General features: G+C 31.8%; 16 protein-coding genes. 2 read left to right on the top strand and 14 right to left on the bottom strand.

Going from position 1 to position 17,237, the window contains the following annotated elements:
• Positions 1 to 69: 69 nt before the first annotated feature.
• The gene (locus RWL86_RS05375) at positions 70 to 342 is read left to right on the top strand and encodes a type II toxin-antitoxin system RelB/DinJ family antitoxin (RefSeq protein ID WP_314077670.1); all 273 of its coding nucleotides are present in this window, start codon (positions 70 to 72) and stop codon (positions 340 to 342) included.
• A gap of 809 nt (positions 343 to 1,151) precedes the next feature.
• On the opposite strand, the gene RWL86_RS05370 is transcribed toward RWL86_RS05375, so the two are convergent.
• Positions 1,152 to 2,321, bottom strand: coding sequence for a hypothetical protein (locus RWL86_RS05370; protein ID WP_314077627.1), 1,170 nt, complete (start codon positions 2,319 to 2,321; stop codon positions 1,152 to 1,154).
• A 57-nt stretch (positions 2,322 to 2,378) separates the two neighbouring features.
• Entirely contained in the window at positions 2,379 to 2,600 is a 222-nt protein-coding gene (locus tag RWL86_RS05365; RefSeq protein ID WP_314077625.1) for a hypothetical protein, read from the bottom strand.
• Positions 2,601 to 2,767: 167 nt separating this feature from the next.
• Between RWL86_RS05365 and RWL86_RS05360 the strand changes: the two genes are divergently transcribed.
• Positions 2,768 to 3,283, top strand: a complete 516-nt coding sequence (locus RWL86_RS05360) for a hypothetical protein (protein WP_314077622.1) — start codon at positions 2,768 to 2,770, stop codon at positions 3,281 to 3,283.
• 100 nt (positions 3,284 to 3,383) lie between these two features.
• Here RWL86_RS05360 and RWL86_RS05355 read toward each other — a convergent pair whose 3' ends face one another.
• The 12 genes from RWL86_RS05355 to RWL86_RS05300 form a co-directional block, all read right to left on the bottom strand.
• Positions 3,384 to 4,025, bottom strand: coding sequence for an SdpI family protein (locus tag RWL86_RS05355; protein WP_314077621.1), 642 nt, complete (start codon positions 4,023 to 4,025; stop codon positions 3,384 to 3,386).
• 1 nt (position 4,026) lies between these two features.
• A complete protein-coding gene (locus RWL86_RS05350) occupies positions 4,027 to 4,293 on the bottom strand; it encodes a metalloregulator ArsR/SmtB family transcription factor (protein ID WP_314077617.1) in 267 nt (88 codons plus the stop codon).
• 191 nt (positions 4,294 to 4,484) lie between these two features.
• Positions 4,485 to 5,303 carry a Fic family protein gene (locus tag RWL86_RS05345; RefSeq protein WP_314077615.1) on the bottom strand — a complete coding sequence of 273 codons (819 nt, stop codon included), beginning with the start codon at positions 5,301 to 5,303 and terminating at the stop codon, positions 4,485 to 4,487.
• Between the two features lie 300 nt (positions 5,304 to 5,603).
• Positions 5,604 to 7,433 (bottom strand): translation elongation factor 4, encoded by a 1,830-nt coding sequence (gene lepA, locus RWL86_RS05340; protein WP_006702614.1) that lies wholly within the window; start codon positions 7,431 to 7,433, stop codon positions 5,604 to 5,606.
• An 18-nt stretch (positions 7,434 to 7,451) separates the two neighbouring features.
• Entirely contained in the window at positions 7,452 to 8,783 is a 1,332-nt protein-coding gene (gene mgtE, locus RWL86_RS05335) for a magnesium transporter (protein ID WP_314077669.1), read from the bottom strand.
• A gap of 366 nt (positions 8,784 to 9,149) precedes the next feature.
• On the bottom strand, positions 9,150 to 9,725 hold the full coding sequence (locus RWL86_RS05330; protein ID WP_314077612.1) for a hypothetical protein: 576 nt from the start codon (positions 9,723 to 9,725) through the stop codon (positions 9,150 to 9,152).
• 166 nt (positions 9,726 to 9,891) lie between these two features.
• Complete coding sequence (locus RWL86_RS05325; RefSeq protein ID WP_314077609.1) at positions 9,892 to 10,977, bottom strand: HAMP domain-containing sensor histidine kinase; 1,086 nt, start codon at positions 10,975 to 10,977, stop codon at positions 9,892 to 9,894.
• A complete protein-coding gene (locus tag RWL86_RS05320; protein WP_314077606.1) occupies positions 10,962 to 11,633 on the bottom strand; it encodes a response regulator transcription factor in 672 nt (223 codons plus the stop codon). The genes RWL86_RS05325 and RWL86_RS05320 overlap by 16 nt, the downstream gene beginning before the upstream one ends.
• A gap of 23 nt (positions 11,634 to 11,656) precedes the next feature.
• A complete protein-coding gene (locus RWL86_RS05315) occupies positions 11,657 to 12,382 on the bottom strand; it encodes a hypothetical protein (protein WP_314077605.1) in 726 nt (241 codons plus the stop codon).
• Positions 12,382 to 13,155 (bottom strand): ABC transporter permease, encoded by a 774-nt coding sequence (locus tag RWL86_RS05310; RefSeq protein ID WP_314077603.1) that lies wholly within the window; start codon positions 13,153 to 13,155, stop codon positions 12,382 to 12,384. The genes RWL86_RS05315 and RWL86_RS05310 overlap by 1 nt, the downstream gene beginning before the upstream one ends.
• The gene (locus tag RWL86_RS05305; protein WP_314077602.1) at positions 13,139 to 13,870 is read right to left on the bottom strand and encodes an ATP-binding cassette domain-containing protein; all 732 of its coding nucleotides are present in this window, start codon (positions 13,868 to 13,870) and stop codon (positions 13,139 to 13,141) included. The genes RWL86_RS05310 and RWL86_RS05305 overlap by 17 nt, the downstream gene beginning before the upstream one ends.
• Positions 13,871 to 14,160: 290 nt before the next feature.
• Positions 14,161 to 17,237: MucBP domain-containing protein (locus RWL86_RS05300; protein ID WP_314077601.1), on the bottom strand; the 3,077-nt coding region annotated here is incomplete at its 5' end.

Raw genomic sequence — 17,237 nt, 5'->3', positions numbered from 1 at the left:
TTTTCTGCTTTCATTGTACCATAATCTCAAAAAAGTTCAAACAAAAAAGACCTACCGTAGACTAAAAAAATTACGAATATAAATTTAAGAATTGAACCATCTACTAAAGCTCAAGCTGAAGAATTATTTTCTAGCTTTGGAATAACAGTAACTGATGCTATTAATATTTTCTTAAGAACTTCAATAATGGAAGGTGGATTTCCATTTCAAATTAAACTACCTCGCTATAATCATCAAACTGAATTAGCTATTCAAGAAGCTAGAGATATTATGAATGGCAAAGTTCAGCCAAAGAAATATCATTCTGTTGACGAATTATTTAATGAAGTCATTGGTGAATAATATGCTAGAATTAGTAACAACCAATCAATTTAAAAAAGATCTTAAATGGAAACCTTATTTTAGTGGCTTCCCGTACAGGAACTCATTCAGATATTTTTTAAGCCCCTAGTTCATTCTAGGAGCTTGTTTTTATTTTTATATGCCAGTATTACCTTTTACAGAAATTTCTAATTTTCTTTCTCTTGCTGCTCTTTCTTTTGTTCTTCAATTGTTTTACTAATCTTCTCAACTCTTTCATCACTTTTACGAATTTCTTATTGTGTGAATAGTTCTTTTCGAACGTCCTTCCAATTGCTACCAATAGCATTAGTATGATTCATTTTGTTTCTTCTTTTCTTTAAATCTAAAATACCCATAAATTAACTATTAAAACTAAATGAAGCAGCAATCTAATAATATGATGCGACATATGTACATTCTTAAGACTCTTACTTCTATCAACATAAAACATGAACGAAATCAATAACAACAAACAGGAAATTACTACTTTAATAATGATATGTGTATACAACAGATGAATCCCTGCAAATAATGTTAACAATACTACTAGTAGAATTGAAGTAATAGATATTCCTAACTCATTTTTATAAGCAAAAAATGCTAATATACATAACAGTAAACTGTAGACAAAAAGTGTGATGTTCATAACTACTTAGCTCCTTATTTTTTCAATTAAAAATTTTTTTACTCTTAAAAAGATAATATTATTAAGAACAAAAGTCAACGATTAATGCTAATAATTACTTTAAATTAGAAAACAAGCCCCTAGTTCATTCTAGGAGCTTGTAGTTGTATATCACTTTTCATCATCATTCAAATTCAACATAATGAATTTCTGAGTTTTCGTTTCGGAATGTTTCGCCTTTTGGAATGTCTTTTGTATCTTTCTTGAAGGCTACCCATGCCATTCCTTTTTCTGATAGGAATATCATGCTTCCATCATAGTCATATTCATTACGATGTTGTAAGTCAATCAAACGATAAGGTGTTTTGTACCGTCCTGATTCAGTATTAGTTGCAGAGAAACTCATGAATCCAAGGTGATTCTGTTGGATAAATCCTGTGCTTGTATACCCATAGACCCAATCATATTTCTTTTCTGCTTGATTGACATGGTAAATGGTTCCACTCTTCAAATCAGTTCCCAGTGAAACATATAATTCATGTTGATCCGTAAATAACTGACTCAAATGTTCTGTTGCACTTTGATGTGTCAACATTACTTCTTTCTCTCCACTCTTCATATCATATTGAACAGCTTCTGAATGATTAGTAGCTGCATCGTAGCGAATATAATAGAGTTTTCCATCGAATTGAATCGGTGAAACGGTATTTTGATCAATGACTTGATCTTTCATCGTTGTTGTTTCCAATTTATGAAGCATATTTAAAGATGTATCTTCTTTACTATCCTTAACAATATTAAATACTAACTTCGAATCTTCTGTAAAGAATGCTGTAATGTGATGAACTGGTGGCATCTTTTCATTCTCTTTGACAGTTGTAACTTCACCCGTTGTACGATTCAATAAGTAGAAGTTTGCATTTTCTTTTGAGGCTATATATTCCTCAAAAAATACCCAATTTTTGTCGACTGCTCGAACCCATTGATGGAAAACTGTTGCATCACTTATTTCATGAACCAATGAATGAGTATTTGTTTTTAAATCAATTTCCAAAATTCCAACATGATTCACACTTCCATATAATTTTCCATCATCTGATAACATTTGCGGAATAAAGTCTGGATACTCTTCTGCATAATGAGCGACCATACTCTTGTCCCTAAACGTTTCAGTAAATGAAACAGTATTAAACTGATTACTTCCTTTTCCTAATTGAAAGTTAGTAGTTTTACTTTGTTCCACCGTTGTAACACTTTCTTGAACCGTCGTTTCTTGTGTATTTTTCTGTTGGCCACAAGAAGCTAAACAAATACTTAACAATACAATACTAACTACTCTATATTTTCCTAACATAAAGACTCCCCCTATTACTGTTAAATAAATATAAGTAACCCAATTCTTCTACCCTCCTTAACTTTTTTGATGTCTAATTCCACAAATAATCGAGATGATGCAAAGAATAACACCTACAACAAACATAGGGAATTCAAACTCCTTAACTTCTTCTATAAAAGGAATGACATACATACTTAATTCAATACAAATAACACCTACTACAATAGAAATACCGATTAATATTTTTTGCCCTGTTTGCATCATAATCTCCATTCTTAAACTTGTTATCGTTTTCACGTACAGTATACTGCTCCTTAAATTAAAAATCAATGTGAAAAAAGACTTTTCTCCGTAGTAATTGAGAATATTGACCAAAACTTGAAGAAACTGTTGTTAAAACAGTAACCATATTTATTTTCCTCTGATATAATAAAGTTATAAAACTTTAGTAAAGGATGATACATATGACTTCACCATTCGACTCTTCTAATTTAAAACGCACTTACACACTTCCGAAAAATCATATTGCTAATTTCATACATTTGTTTGTTAGCTCTATACCAAATTCCATTATTTTTCCCGAAGCTCAACCAACATTGAATCACGAAGCACCATTATTATTGAAAATGATTCTATTTGCCTATCATCGTGATACCTTTAGTGGGAAAGAGATTGAAATATTGAACGAAGATAATTTACCGATGATATGTCTTTCTCAACAAACAACTATCTCTTATGAGGAGTTCAATGTCTTTAGAAAAGACGAATATTATTCTGCCCTCATTAAACGAATTTTCATACATTTGAACTTATTACTTCACGAACATCCGAACTTACATGAAGAAGAGATTCCTGATTTATTCCAATGGAATCATGCGATTGAGAATTATGATAAAGCTTTGTATGAAAAAATGAGTCATGACTATGATCAACTCATCCAAAAACAAGTTGATATTGCACTAGAAAAAGAACAAAACTAGCGATACACTGTTAATGTTTATCAAAAAATAAAATGACTTTTCCTCCTAGCACAAAAACTAACTAAAGTCTAAATTCTACAAAGGAAAAGTCATTCATTATTTAATGACTAATTTTATACGAATACACTATAGTAATAAGAATCGTTACCAACAAACCGACACTCACAAGAATCATTGCTAATTGATTCCCAGCAAATAACGAGATTAGAATAAAGATTACACCAGAAACCATGCTCGCAAATCCAAAGAATCGTTGTGTTTTTCTAAAAGCTTCATCATTGTTCATAATCCATGGCACACGGAACCCAAAGTGCTTATTCGTTTCCTTGATTTTAGGACTAACATTTCCAATGAATATCATAAATAATCCAATAATAAATGCCATCAAACGTCCCATTTGAGAACCCATACTAACTCCTGTCAACATTAAGACAAATTGGAAAACTGCAATAGCGTTAAACAATAGTAATGTTACTCTGAAAATATAACGGCTAATTTCCTTATTTTGACTTCCGACTAATTCTTTAGCATCAATCCATTTGATCAAACCAGATAATAATAAAATGAAAATTGGTAATATTAAAATCGTCCAACGGGAAGCTATTGCAACAACATTTCCTTCTAAATCAAAACGAGAAACAATTGTCTCAGGTGCATACCATACAACGCATAAAGCGAGTAAGATAGGTAAAAAGGTCAAAATGACATCTAATAAATAAATCTTTCTTTGTTCTACTAACATATTAATTTCCTCCAATAATTGAATTCATCCAAACGATTGCCTCTTCTAAAACGGTTAAATTTAATTCGTAATAAATAAAGTTCTTTTCCTTTGTTTCATAAATTAAATCCGCTTGTTTTAACTTTTTCAAATGATACGACAATGCTTGCGGTGTGATTTGTAAGCTATTTGCTAAGTCTCCTGTATTCGTTCGCCCCTGTCGTAAAATTTCTAAAATCTTACGACGGTTTTCATCCGATAATGCAGACAAAATATCATTAACAGACATATCCTCATCTCTTTCTATTTAAAATTTTCTTTAAATAGATAATACTCCTTCTGAAATCAAAATGCAAGAGTTATTTAAAAATATTTTTAAATAGTTTTTCTAATTTTAAGCAATAAAAAAACACCGGTGTTTTAAGTCCGGTGTTTTAAATAAGTTCCGAAAAACTTTATCGCAATTATTATTTAAATTTATCATTCATGAATTCTAAGATCACGATTGGATAACAGATGATTCTCATTCAACAATAAATTTTTAAGAAATAACTCTAGATACTCTGTCGTTTCATGAATTCCTTTTGGTAAATTCGTATAATTTGCACGAACAAGTGCATTTCTAAAATACCAAGAATGTTCTGCAAAACTCTCATTCGTCACAGTAAATCCAAGAGTTCTTAAATATTTAATAAAGAATACAGCAGTCGTTCTTGTATTTCCTTCTCCAAAAATATGGATTTGCCATAATCTAGAAATAAACACCGCTAAATGATGAATGATTTCCTCCATTCTCAATCCTTTATAACTAAACTCTCTTTCTCTAGAAAAATCATACTCAAGGGTTGCCTCTAATTCAGATGCACTTCCATACAAAATGTTATCTCCATCTAGTACCCATTCTTTTTTAGTAATATTATACTCTCTTATCTTACCTGCATGCGGATAAATTCCTTGAAATAATTTTCGATGAATAGAAATATACTCCTGTGGTGTAAAGGAAAATGCTGTTTCAGAAAGAAGTTGCGCAATTCGAGAAGCTACTTTATCTGCTTCTTCTGTACGTTCACTTTCAGGAGAGAGTACTTCTTTTTCTTCATAATAAGAGTCAATTCGGTCTAATACTTCTTCAATCGTAATGTACCCTTCAATATTCTGGGTAGCAGTTTCGATTAAATACTGAGATGGTTTTAATCCATCGACATCTTGTAAACCAATAGCTGTACGCCATGCATAAACTTTTTTCTGTTTATCTGGCTCTGATTCTATTAAATAATCTTTAAATGGATCGATTTCCATCCCATCAAACTCCTTCCCTAGAACATTTACAGTATTAGTATAACATTTTTAAAATCATTTATCATCCGTAGGATTGTTAAAGAATGAAAACACTAGCATGAGTAAAAGAAGATATTTATACGCCAATCCATAAAAGAATGACACAACACAAATGACTTTTTACAGTAGTAGAAGTAATATAAGCCTTTCAGGCTTATATTACAGGAAAACTTGAGACCTTAGGCTCAAGTTTTAGCAATGAGATTCGCTTTAGCGAAGCTGCTTGCGTCCTTTTACTACAGTAAAAAGTCATTAAAAAAACTACTTCTCTTCTTCGTTAAGGTTAAGCACTGACATGAACGCTTCTTGTGGTACTTCAACGGATCCCACTTGTTTCATACGTTTCTTACCTTCTTTTTGTTTCTCTAATAACTTACGTTTACGAGAAACGTCCCCACCATAACATTTAGCTAATACATTCTTACGTAGTGCTTTAATGTTTGTACGAGATAAAATTTTGTTTCCAATTGCTGCTTGAATTGGCACTTCAAATTGTTGACGAGGAATTAATGTTCTTAATTTTTCTGTAATGGCTTTACCACGATTATAAGCAAAATCTTTATGAACGATAATACTTAAAGCATCGACTACTTCACCATTTAACATAATATCCATCTTCACTAGTTTGCTTTCACGATAGCCGATTAAATCATAATCTAATGATGCATATCCTTTTGTACTTGATTTCAATGAATCGAAGAAATCAAAAATAATTTCAGATAGAGGCATTTCGTAAATCACATTGACACGATATTCATCTAAGTAATCCATTGTTACAAAAGTACCACGTTTACGTTGGCAAATATCCATGACACTTCCCACATATTCATTCGGTACCATAATAGATGCTTTTACATAAGGTTCTTGAATCGATTGAACACTTGATTGGTCTGGCATTTCTGCAGGGTTAGACACTACTACTTCTGTACCATCTGTTTTTTGAACATGGTAAATTACTGATGGAGCGGTTGTAATTAAATCTAAATCAAATTCACGTTCTAAACGTTCTTGAATAACGTCCATATGAAGTAATCCTAAGAAACCACAACGGAAACCAAATCCTAATGCTTGAGAAGTTTCTGCTTCAAATTGTAACGCAGCATCATTTAATTGTAATTTTTCTAATGCATCACGTAAATCATTATATTTTGAAGAATCAATTGGATACAAACCACAGTAAACCATTGGATTCATTTTACGATAACCGGATAACGGTTCGCTTGCTGGATTATTCGCTAGTGTAACAGTATCCCCTACACGAGTATCTTGGATTGTTTTGATAGAAGCTGTAATATATCCTACATCCCCAACCATTAAGTAATCACGACTAATTGGCTTTGGAGAGAAAATACCAACATCAACAACATCAAATGTTTTTCCATTACTCATTAATTGAATCTTGTCACCAGGTCTTACAATTCCGTTTTGAATACGAACATTTAAGACTACTCCACGGTAAGCATCATAAACTGAGTCGAAAATCAATGCTTGTAATGGCGCTTCTAAGTCTCCAGTAGGTGCTGGAATCTTATGAACGATTTGTTCTAAAATTTCTGGAATTCCAATACCAACTTTAGCACTGGCAAGAACGGCTTCACTTGCATCAATTCCAATCACATCTTCAATTTCAGTACGAACACGTTCGGGATCTGCAGCAGGTAAGTCAATTTTATTAATAACTGGAACAATTTCTAAGTCATTATCAATCGCTAAATATACATTTGCTAATGTTTGAGCTTCAATCCCTTGAGCAGCATCTACTACAAGAATTGCTCCTTCACAAGCTGCCAAGCTACGGCTCACTTCATACGTAAAGTCCACGTGCCCTGGAGTATCAATTAAGTGGAAAATGTACTCTGTTCCATCATTAGCATCATACGTTAATTCCACCGCATTTAACTTAATCGTAATACCACGTTCACGTTCTAAATCCATAGAGTCTAATAATTGATCTTGCATTTCACGATCAGCTACAGTATCTGTCGCTTGTAAAATACGGTCAGCTAAAGTTGACTTTCCATGGTCAATATGCGCAATAATCGAGAAGTTTCTGATGCGCTCTTGTCGTTTTCTCATTTCTTCTAAATTCATTCATAATCTCCTTAATGTCTAAATTAATAACGGTAAAAAGACTTGTGCGATTCCTAGGAAAAAGAAGAATCCTAGAACGTCTGTTGCCGTTGTTACAAAGATGGTTGATGAAATGGCTGGGTCTAATTTCATAGCTTTTAAAACTAAAGGTACAAAGAACCCAAAAATCGCTCCCACCATTAAATTCATTGCCATTGCTAAAACTACAATAATCGATAAATAAAAGTTTTGATAAGGAATATATAGCGCAAGCGCCGCTACAACTCCAGTAATAAGTCCGTTCATACAGCCTAAAACAATTTCATTCCAAACATACTTTTTGTCTTTTTCCAATGATAATTGTCCTAATGCAATTTCTTGAATTGCTAGAGCTAGAGTTTGAGAAGCTGAGTTTCCTCCCATCCCTGTAATAATCGGCATGGCAACCGCAAGAACAACGACTTGTTCAATCGTTGATTGGAACATCCCAACAACTGCTGAAGCCATAAAGGCTGTAATTAAATTAATTAATAACCAAGGTGTCCGTTTCTTAATCGATTCAATAAATGGTCCACCAATTCTTTCTGTTCCTTCAACCCCGCTAATTAAAAGCATATCTTCATGATGCTCTTCTTGAAGAACGTGGACGATATCATCAATTGTAATAATCCCAATTAAAACGCCCTTCGTACTAACTACGGGAACAACTGATAAGTCATATTTTGAAGATAGACGAGCTACTTCCTCTTGGTCTTCTTCAGGAACTACAGAAATAATATTTGTATGCATTAAATCGTGTAAACTGACATCTAATTCATTTGTAAATAAGTCACGAATATCAATCCAACCAATTAATTGATTTTGGAATGTTGTGACAAAAATCGTGTGAATCACTTCTGTATTTGGAGAAATTTCTCTTAACTTCGTCAATGTTTCTTCAACAGTTAAATGTTCCTTCACAGAAATAAATTCTGTCGTCATAATCCCTCCGGCAGAATCTTGAGGATATTTTAACATCGTTTGAATTTCGTCTTGAGAAGAACCCTTCATCATATTCAAATATTTTTTACGAATTCCAATTGGCAGATTTCCTAAAATATCCACGACATCGTCATTAGACATTTGTTGGAACAATAATCCTACACGACGGAAAGGTAATTTTTCTAACATTCGAATTTGAAGTTCGGGGTCACTAACTTCCAAAATGGAAGCTAATCGTGTATTAGAAATAGTATACATGAAGTTTTTAAGCACTTCATCAGTAACTTCTTCCAATCCTAGAGCGATATCGATTGGATAATTCTGGTTGAATAATTCCCTAATTCTTTTGACATCTTTCAATTCCACCATTTGTTCAATGACTTTGGACATATCCATCGTTTTATCACTCCATTCTGTAAACATACTATTAGTAGTATACCATATTTTAGCAATATAAAAAAAGAGATACCCTCAAGATATCTCTGTTGTTTGGAAGAATATTTTGCTCGAAAATGACACAAAAACAAAGAAGACCCTAATGCTATAATGACAAGAAGTCATTCGATTATATACGTACTCTTATTAGGTGACGTAAAACCAGAAGACTTCCTATAGTAGTATGAGTAAGATAAGCCTATTCGGTTTATCTTACAGGAAACTTTGAGACCATAGGCTCAAAGTTTAGGCATGAGACTCGCATTTGCGAGGCTGCTGCCGTCCTAATACTACTATGACAGGAAGTCATTCGAAAATATCTTACAATTCTGTTGGATCAAAAGTATAAACTACGTTATTCAAATTTCCATATTCTTTTGTGGAATCATACTTCACAGATTCAATATGAAATCCATTATCGATCGATGTAAAACGATAACACCCATGTTTCATCGGAAATCTATTTGGGTAAGTTTTCTCTTCCATAAATGAGGCAGCAAACGTCCCATTACTATATTTTTTTAAAATACTAATATGAGCATAAGGTTTTTCATCAACAAAAACCGTAAAGTGAAGAGCTACTTCATTAAAATCATCACGTGGAGTAAAAAGTGTATACGGTTCACGTATCGTTATCGTCTTATCCACTAATTGTTCCTTTTCTTCTTTAGGATAGAAAGTTAAAAATACATTCTTTGCTTCTTCTATATAATCAGCTTCTACTTCCTTTAAGCGTTCAAACAATAATTCATCACTCTCATCATTTTCAGGATCAACTGTTATGTTCGTATAAGGATTTATAGCATATTTTATTTCTTTTGAACAACTTGATAACAGAGCAATCGAACAGACAAGTAATGCTAATAAAATAAATTTTAAATTTTTACACCATTTCATTGTTAACTCCCCCTAATCATCTTCTTGTTTCGTAATTCTTAAAATAAAATTTGAAAACGCTACCCTCCTTCTAATTATAATTATATGGATTTTTTAGGGAAATACAATAACCTTGTGAAAAAAATCATTTTATACAAATTTAGAACGATGAATAAAATTTATGTCACTATTTTTTATTTTTTCCTGTAAAAACACTGATTGTTACTTTCACTCCATCATCTTCATTTTTAATTTCTAATGTTCCATGATGTAATTCTGACACTCTTTTAACAAATGCTAATCCTATTCCAAAATGGGCATCATTCAGATTGCGATTTTTATCTTTTCGGTAAAATAATGAATCTGCATGTTGTAATGTTTCATCAGTTAAATGCGCACCATTATTCCAAATACTAATCACTAACTGCTGATGAGCGTATTGTAAATCAACTTTGATTGCTTTTTTATCTGCTGTGCTATATTCTAGTGCATTTTGCATCATATTCATCACTGCTCTTAATACATAATTCAAATGAAGATATACTGTAGTATTTTTATCTAGCTGTTCATTATATTGGAAAGTAACAATTGTTTTGTCTTTTAGCAGATAATAGATTTCTTGTTCAATAGACTCGATGACATCTTGTAAGGAGTACTCTTTCCATTCATTTTCGTTCTCATAAAAAGTTTTCGAATACAGTAGTAATCGGTTAATATATTCAATCATACGGTTGCTTGCTATATTGATATCTTGAATATAGGGAAGATATTTTTCTTCAATAGCTGAATGAGATAATAGTTCAGAATTTCCTTGAATAACTGTTAATGGTGTTTTTAAATCATGGGAAGCTGCTGATACTTTAAACACTAATGCTTCCTTTTGTTGGCGTTCTTTTTCAAGCATCCCTTCGATTTTTTGTTGCATTTGATTAATTTTTTGATTCGTTTCGATAAATTCTGTAATCATTAAGGATTCTGTTAAATCACTAGATTCTAACCACATGGATTGATGGTAAACAATATTCATCTCTTTATGTATTTTCAATAGTAATTGTCGTATATTAAAACTAACAATCACTAATAAAGCGATACATATATATATCCAAGAAAAAATATTCAATAATACAGGATGAGCTGTTTCTTCACCAGCAACTTTAATAGAAATCGACAATAATGGAAGTAGGTACAATACTAAAATAGCAATTACAAACTCAACTATAATGGTAAGACATGTCTTTTGAACAAGTTGTTTAAAGCTTATTTTATTTTCCATTTATAGCCGCCTCCCCTCATTGTTTCAATCGGATTCAAGTGATAGGGTTTAAATTTTGAACGTATTTGATACATATATTCAGAGATAGATCGTAATTGAGTATTAGAACTGTTAGGATAGACAACAGTATAAATTTCTTCAATGGTAAATATTCTTGAGGATTGACTAGCTAGTAACTGTATAATCATAAATTCCCGGTTCGTTAATTTGATTTCATTTTCCTCAACAAAAACTGTTTTTAAATTCATATCTATCAAAATCGAACCAAATTCTAATCGTTTACCATTTTGTCTATTTCGTTCTTCACGTCTAAGATGCATTTTAATTCTTGCTATCAATTCTTTTACTGAGAATGGTTTAGTAATATAGTCATCTGCTCCTGCTAATAATCCATTCACTAAATCTTCCTCCATATCTTTAGCTGTAATAAAAAGAATCGGCGCTTTAATCTGTTCTCTAATTTCATTACAAATCTCTATGCCATCTAGTGGCATCATAATATCTAATAATATTAAATCAAAGTCGACAAAGTCACAGATATTTACTTCCTCAATGCCATTTCTAGTAGTAACATCATAATCATTTAACTGTAATATATTTTTGATTAATCTTAAAATAGTTTCATCATCATCAATGACTAGAATTTTATATGACATACCCCAACACTCCTATCTTGCTTTCATTTTACACTTTTTAGATGCAAATGATAATAGGCTAATCCAATAAAAAATATTGTCCATAATGATTGAATGAAAAGTCCTTCTGTAACACTTGGATAGATAGAAATTTCTTTGATAGAAAAACTATTCATAGTCACCAATACAGGAAGTACATTCATCATAGAAGAATATTGTAATAATAACTGCCCTAGTCCTAATATCATGGATAATACAATTGTTAAAGAAGAAACCATCGATTCCATGAGTATCGTTAAGCAGAATGTAATTATACTAATTTGAATCGTAGCAATTATAGGTGGAATAAGTTTTAGCAATAGTGTACTTAGAAATTCTGGACTTAATTGAAATTTAAAATAAAACGATACTAATCCAATTCCCACTCCAATAGCTATACAAAAACAGCATAAAATCGATAACAAAGTTACGATTACCTTGATACAAAAAAATTTCACACGACTAGGGGTCGATAATAAACTTGTCCTTAAAGAACTTTTAAGAAACTCTCTTCCCCAAAATACCGCAGAAAAAACTGCAAAAACTGTTTGCGCTAAATAGATACTTTGCAAAAACTGTGTCACTATAAAATCTCCATTAATCATTAGGGCAGATGGATTTAATGCCAGTAACATTGCTAATAGAAATAAAATAGAAAATACTAACGTTACCGATAATCCTTTGTAATATATTATTTTCAAATATTCACTTTTTATCTGATTTCCTAGCATTAAAATTTCCCCCCTACATCCCTTTTTTCAAATTGACAATAGGCAATTAGCCCAAAAATGAACACCCAAAGAAATAATAAAGTAGCCGTCCAAAATGGATGAGGTGAGAATCTAGTTTCCGATGATGCAATGAAGCTATTTCCTAAAGCAACCGGAAGAACCTTTCCCCATTCAAAATGAGTAGAGAGAAACTCCCCAACATTATAAATTTGAGGAATTAAAAATAATAAGCTAGCAATGGCTGTTCGAAATAGAAAAGCTATAAAGTAAGATAAAATCGTGAGACTTACCCATGCTAGTGTCGCCAATAAAATAAAGTACCAAACTTTAAAACTTAATAAAACACCTAGTCCTAAATTTCCTAATGTAAAATGAGCCACTTCAATGGTAACTATAATCGATAGAAATGAAAGGATAGCTGATAAAAGTGTTAACGTTATTAATTTAAAAAAGTATAAACTCTTCTTATTACTATTAGCTAGTAGAGTCGTTCGTAGTTGATGGTTTTTAAATTCATTTCCACCATAAACAGCACCCAAAATAATCATTGGCATCACTCCTAACATAACTGTATCAAATCCTAAATATTCAATCGGAGGAATCGCTTCTGCCAAAATTGCTGTATTCTCAGGAGTAGCCTGTAATCCTATTTCTAAAACTGCTTTTATACCAAGATAGGCAAAAAATGGTTGTACGATAAAAAGGATTAGCAAAACAATTTTGAAAAGTTTGGAATAAGTAATCTTTAATAATTCACTATAAAATAACTTCATCTTCTTTTCCTCCTTCTTGAATAAGGTTGAAAAAGACTTCTTCTAGATTTACCGTATCCTTCATAATTTTCTTTAATTCTCCGTTTGCAATAATTTTCCCTTTATGAATGAATACTACATCATCCGTAACAGCTTCTACCTCTGACAAAATATGAGAAGATAATAAGATAGTCTTCCCTTTTTCAGATTGTTCTTTTAAGAAATTTCTTAGCCAACGAATACCGCTAGGATCTAATCCATTAGTCGGTTCATCCAATATAAGAAATTGTGGATTTCCAAGTAATGCAGTTGCAAGACTAACCCTTTGTGTCTCCCCAAGAGATAAATGTCCAATGGATTCATTCTTTTTATGGGCAATATCCGTTACTGCTAATACTTCATCAATTCTACTTTTTTTAATTCCATTAGAGGCTGCCACAATTCTTAAATGTTGATATACCGTTCGATCACTTGGTGACCCTAGTCCATCAAAAGTTGCTCCTACAACAAATAAAGGATTACGAATATCTTTATAGTTTATTCCTGCAATTGTTGCACTCCCCGAAGTTGCTTGATCTAATCCTAATAATATTCTTAAGGTAGAGCTTTTACCTGCTCCATTTGGACCTAAGAATGCAGTCACTCTCCCTTCCTTTGCTACAAAATTTATATCGTCTAATATGGTAATATTTCCATATACTTTACACAAATTCTTAATTTCAATATTTTTTTCCATAAAATCACTCCTCATACTCTTTATAAATTCATTGTAGAGTACCCTCTTCAGAATAATTTCAGAAAAATAATGAAAAAGAAAATTTATGCAAAAAAAGAAGACTCCCTATAGTAGTATTCTCAGGCATGAGACTCGCATTTACGAGGCTACTGCCGTCCTAATACTACTATAACAGGAAGTCATTCAAAATATAAATTTGAGAAATTTGAGTCCTAAACAAAATTTGTCAAACAACCTAAAAGAGAAAAGCTCACAAAAGTGAGCTTTTCATTTCTAAAAGATTAAAAAACCTAATTCTCATGTTCTTCTTTCTTGCCTGTAAGGAGACCAAATCCACTCAAAGTTGCTAAAAGTCCAAGTACTGTAACTCCAGCATTAGTTTCTGTACCAGTATTTGGTAATTCTGGTTTACGCGGTTTTTCTGGTTCGGGTTGTGGCTCTACTGGATTTTCTTGTGGTTCTACCGGATTTGGTTGTGGGTTAGGAATTTCAGGCGTAGATGGAGTCGGTGTTTCTCCTGGAATTGACGGTTTTTGTATTTTTTCATATAAATGAATTGTAATTCCATCATTTATTGTTGTTTTAACAAATCTATAACCATTAAACTCCAATGCTTCTTTCTTACCAACTTCGTACTGCTTCAATTCATTCCCTTCGGTATCAATCCAAACCGTTATTTCTATAATAGGTTTAACAATTGGTTCATCCGCCATGAAGACATGAGTAATTTTATTTTCCGTTCGAATTGTTTCAAGAAAGACATGATTTGGAATTTTTCCTGCTTCCTGTTCTCCTTTTTCCGATGGTTTTAGTTGATTTCCATTAACATCAATCCACTCAGTAATTACTTTATATACAACTCTTTCTTCGACTGTTTCAGTATAGAAGTAATTTACAACTACCCCTTCTTTTGCAACTTTACCTTTTTTATTTTCTGGTTCAGCTTTCAAAGTATAAGTATATGTTCTTGTGATCGTTGCTAGTGGAGTTTCTTCGACTACTGTTTTTGGAGCAATCTCTTTTGCTTCAGTTTCATAATCTGTAAGCACTCGTTTATTTTCTTGAGTATCACTCTCTGCTAATTTTTCTTCTGTTCCATCTTTGTAGTAATTCGCTACTACATTTGCATAAACTTTTGGTTTTTCAACTGTAATCGTATAAGTTTGACTGATTTTTTCTTTTCGACCAGTTTCCTCATCAGCCTCTACATCACTGTCAGTATCGGCTACTCTAGTTTTTTCCTCGCCAAAATCACTTGATACAATATACCCCATTTTTTTCAACTCTGCTATCTTTTCATTGACAGCCTCTTCAGGGAAATCTTTTCCAACGATGGATTCCAAAATAAAGTCATTTTGATTTTCAACAGGAATTAGATTATTGTTATCATCTCTTTCTAACACTTGAACTTTAGCTCGAGCAACTTCATCATAAAGATAAGAAACAGTTGTATTTACAGAAGATAATACACCTGAAGGACGATTAGATGTTGCTGTAACACCTCTATGAGCTTTTCTCAAACGATAAGTAACTCCGTCTTTTTTTATGGTTCTTAGATACTCACTCGTCGAATCATAGTAGAAACCAATTTTATTACTAATTTCTAATAAGTCTTCTGGTTTATCTTTACCTACAATTAAGTGTTTTTTATTGTATTTTCCAGCTACTTTTCCATCTTTATCTAGTCTTGCAAGGTATTCTTCATGAATTGTTTTTTCTTCTTCCTTGTTTGTTTCAGGGTTCAATACTTTTTCAACTCTATCTTCTTTTACAAGTTTATATAGTTTTAATTCTTGGATTTTCTCACCTTTTTCATCACTAGCAAAAATATCACCATTTTCGTCCACCACATAAGTTTTGATTGTTTTTCCATTATGGTCCACTTTATAAGCCTTAACGATTTTATTCTCAACAATTTCAAGGACATTTCCATTTTCAAATACTTTATGTGTTTTTACTAATTGATCATTTTTATCTGTTTCAGATAAATTTCCTTCCTCATCAACCCTAATAAAGTTTCCAGATTTAGCTAATGTTGCACTATCTTTTAACTCATTTCCTTTTCTATCGATATATTTAACTTTAATATTTCCTTTAAATAAAAGTTTTAATTGATGGGTTCTTGTAGTTGCGTCAATTTGATCATGGATTTTTTTTAAGCCTTTTTCAACTTCTTTAAAAGATTCATCAATATCTTGAATTTTTTCTTTTTCAAGTTGAATTTTGGATTTTGTAGATTCTAATTCAGTTTTTAATGATTGAACTTCTTCTTTTATTTTTTTAGCGTCATCCTCTAATTTCTTAGCTTCATCTTTGAAAGGTTTGGATTCATCTTCAAGTTTTTTAATTTCATCTTTGAAAGGTTTGGATTCATCTTCAAGTTTTTTAATTTCATCTTTAAAAGGTTTGGCTTCATCCTCTAATTTTTTTGCTTCATCTTCAAGTTTTTTAGCCTCATCTTCTAATTTTTTCAATTCATCTTGGCTTAGTTTCTCTTTATTTTTTAATTTATCTGCTACTGATTTTTGTTTTTCTTCAAGTTCTTTTTGTTTATCTTCAATAGGTTTTAGTTTTTCATCAATTTCTTTTTGTTTATCTTCAATAGGTTTTAGTTTTTCACCAATTTCTTTTTGTTTATCTTCGAAAGGTTTTAATTTATCTTCTACCACCTTTTGTTTGTTCTCTAATTCTTTTTGCTTGCTTTCAAGAGGTTTCAATTTATCTTCGAGTGAAGGTATATTTTTTTCCAATTCAGTGATTAATGTTTGTTTTTCAGCTCGTTTTTCATCAACTTTTTCTTTTTCTTCTTTAATGGTTTGATCAAGAATACGATGAGATAAAGCTTGAGCTGCTTTTAAGGTGTCTTGAACAATCGAAAAGTTTGCTAAAACTGGTAGGTTATATTGTATACGTGGACTTTGGTTATTTATCCCAACTCGTTTATTATTACCAGAAAATATTTGGATTTTATAAGCAACGATATCTTTTTCTAAGTGAATATCTCCTGTTGAGAAGTATCCACCTTTACCTAATTTATCCTTATCGCCACTAATCTCTTTAGTAATTATTTCTGATAATTTGTCATCAGGTAGTACATCGGTACGTGTAACGTTTTCTTTTTCAACAAAGTAGGCAGTGAATCTTCCAAGACCTTTGTCTTCCGTCGCAGCAAGTTCATTAGTATGATATTTTTCATATTCAGCATCTGACATATTATCCGGTTTTCTAATTGCTTCCATGTGTGATCCAAGGATTTTCGCTTCTTTACTACCGTTTCTTGCTTCCTTGTAAGTATAGTTATTTGTGGATCCTATGGCTGATTCTAAGGCAGAGATTTCTTTCTTTAGTTCAATTTTTTTCTCTTCAT

The organism is uncultured Granulicatella sp. (genome assembly GCF_963515095.1).
Lineage (GTDB): Bacteria > Bacillota > Bacilli > Lactobacillales > Aerococcaceae > Granulicatella.
This window is presented reverse-complemented; position numbering and strand designations above follow the sequence as displayed.

Bases quoted from the DNA above. Each gene is read 5' to 3' on its own strand.
- RWL86_RS05370 (WP_314077627.1), bottom strand. From the start codon at position 2,321: ATGTTAGGAAAATATAGAGTAGTTAGTATTGTATTGTTAAGTATTTGT.
- RWL86_RS05360 (WP_314077622.1), top strand. From the start codon at position 2,768: ATGACTTCACCATTCGACTCTTCTAATTTAAAACGCACTTACACACTT.
- RWL86_RS05355 (WP_314077621.1), bottom strand. From the start codon at position 4,025: ATGTTAGTAGAACAAAGAAAGATTTATTTATTAGATGTCATTTTGACC.
- RWL86_RS05350 (WP_314077617.1), bottom strand. From the start codon at position 4,293: ATGTCTGTTAATGATATTTTGTCTGCATTATCGGATGAAAACCGTCGT.
- RWL86_RS05345 (WP_314077615.1), bottom strand. From the start codon at position 5,303: ATGGAAATCGATCCATTTAAAGATTATTTAATAGAATCAGAGCCAGAT.
- lepA (WP_006702614.1), bottom strand. From the start codon at position 7,433: ATGAATTTAGAAGAAATGAGAAAACGACAAGAGCGCATCAGAAACTTC.
- mgtE (WP_314077669.1), bottom strand. From the start codon at position 8,783: ATGTCCAAAGTCATTGAACAAATGGTGGAATTGAAAGATGTCAAAAGA.
- RWL86_RS05330 (WP_314077612.1), bottom strand. From the start codon at position 9,725: ATGAAATGGTGTAAAAATTTAAAATTTATTTTATTAGCATTACTTGTC.
- RWL86_RS05325 (WP_314077609.1), bottom strand. From the start codon at position 10,977: ATGGAAAATAAAATAAGCTTTAAACAACTTGTTCAAAAGACATGTCTT.
- RWL86_RS05320 (WP_314077606.1), bottom strand. From the start codon at position 11,633: ATGTCATATAAAATTCTAGTCATTGATGATGATGAAACTATTTTAAGA.
- RWL86_RS05315 (WP_314077605.1), bottom strand. From the start codon at position 12,382: ATGCTAGGAAATCAGATAAAAAGTGAATATTTGAAAATAATATATTAC.
- RWL86_RS05310 (WP_314077603.1), bottom strand. From the start codon at position 13,155: ATGAAGTTATTTTATAGTGAATTATTAAAGATTACTTATTCCAAACTT.
- RWL86_RS05305 (WP_314077602.1), bottom strand. From the start codon at position 13,870: ATGGAAAAAAATATTGAAATTAAGAATTTGTGTAAAGTATATGGAAAT.